Consider the following 1476-nt stretch of genomic DNA (forward strand, 5'->3'; position numbering starts at 1 on the left):
TTCAAAGACGCTCAAAAGACGCCGCAAATTTAAGCCAGATTTTCTCCGGCAATCATCCCAAACACTATACAATCGGTGATCGCAACAGTACCGAGTCTGCTCGCGCCGTGCGTGCCGCCCGTGATCTCGCCTGCTGCATATAGGCCTGGGATCGGTTTGTTCGTCTTGCTTGAAATAACCTCGGCTTTGGTATTGATTTTTAGCCCGCCCATGGTGTGGTGAGGCTTCGGCGATAAGCGGATGACGTAGAACGGTCCTGCCTCGTTAATCTCGCTTAGCGCGCTTTCTTGTTTGCCAAATTCGTCCTTTTTAGCCTTGACGCCTTCGTTATATTTCTTGACGGTTTCTTTTAGCGCATCGGCAGGCACGCCGTATTTTTTAGCGATGTCATCGAGCGTAGCACACTCGCCAACTATCTTGCCGCTACCCATGCCTTTTTGGATAATCTCTTCGCTTAGGTCTTTAAACGCCATTTTGGTGTCGGCGAAGGTTATCGGATACGCGCCCGGTTTTTCGCGTAAAATTTTAAACTCTGCGTCCGCGCGGGTTTTGCGGTCGGCTAGCTCGTTCATAAAGCGCTTGCCGGTACGGATATCGACCGCGATGCCGTATTTAAAGGTACCTTGCTGAGTTAGGATCGGAGCGGTGCCGAAGCCCTTTTCGTCCGGGCTCGCCCACGGACCAAACTGTATCCAGTCGACCTGAACGGGATACGCACCGATCTCAAATGCTTTTAGCAACGCACCCGCAGTAGCTCCCGGGTGGTTCGTGCTATCGACGTCGTCCGGAATCCTCGGGTCTTGAAGCTTTCTAAATGCCTTATCACGGCAAAATCCGCCGGCTGCCAAAACGACGCCCTTGTTTGCTTTTAGCGTTTTTTTCGTACCGCTAGTGTTTTCTAGGTCGTCGCTGTAAAGCTTATCGTCGAATCTATACTCCTCTCTGATCGTTACACCCACGACGCGGCCGCTCTCATCCAGCACGAAGTCGTCAAATTTGGCGCGGCGGCGAAGCTCGCAGCCTTTGTCTTTTAGTGCTTCAAATTTCTCAAGCATCGGCTGGATGTAGCCTGAACCCGAGTCGTTTGTGGTTAGCAGCGAGCGGGCTACAGTGTGACCACCGAAGTGCGCGCAGTGCTCTTTAAACTGAACGCCGTTTTCAACTAGGAAGTTATACGCGTCCATACCGCGATCGACCAAGGTCTCCAAAAGTTCGGTGTGATTGATACCAAGACCGGCTTTTAGACAGTCGGCGATGAATAGCTCTTTGCTGTCTTTGATGTTGGTTTTTGCTTGCACCGGGTTGTTGGCGACCGCCATGCCGCCGCCGTTGATTACGGAGTTACCGCCGATGCGACCCATTTTTTCCAGGATTAGTACCTTGCTGCCTTTTTGCGCCGCTTTTAAGCCCGCCGCAAGCCCCGCAAAGCCCGAGCCGATGATGATCACGTCCCACTCTTCGTCAAATTTGACGTCT

General features: G+C 52.3%; 1 protein-coding gene. It reads right to left on the reverse strand.

Annotation, left to right across the window (positions count from 1 at the left end):
• Positions 1 to 29: 29 nt before the first annotated feature.
• Positions 30 to 1476, reverse strand: a 1447-nt coding sequence (locus H740_RS02010; RefSeq protein ID WP_002950752.1) for a flavocytochrome c, incomplete at its 5' end; no start/stop codon positions are given.

Source organism: Campylobacter showae CC57C (assembly GCF_000344295.2).
Lineage (GTDB): Bacteria > Campylobacterota > Campylobacteria > Campylobacterales > Campylobacteraceae > Campylobacter_A > Campylobacter_A showae_B.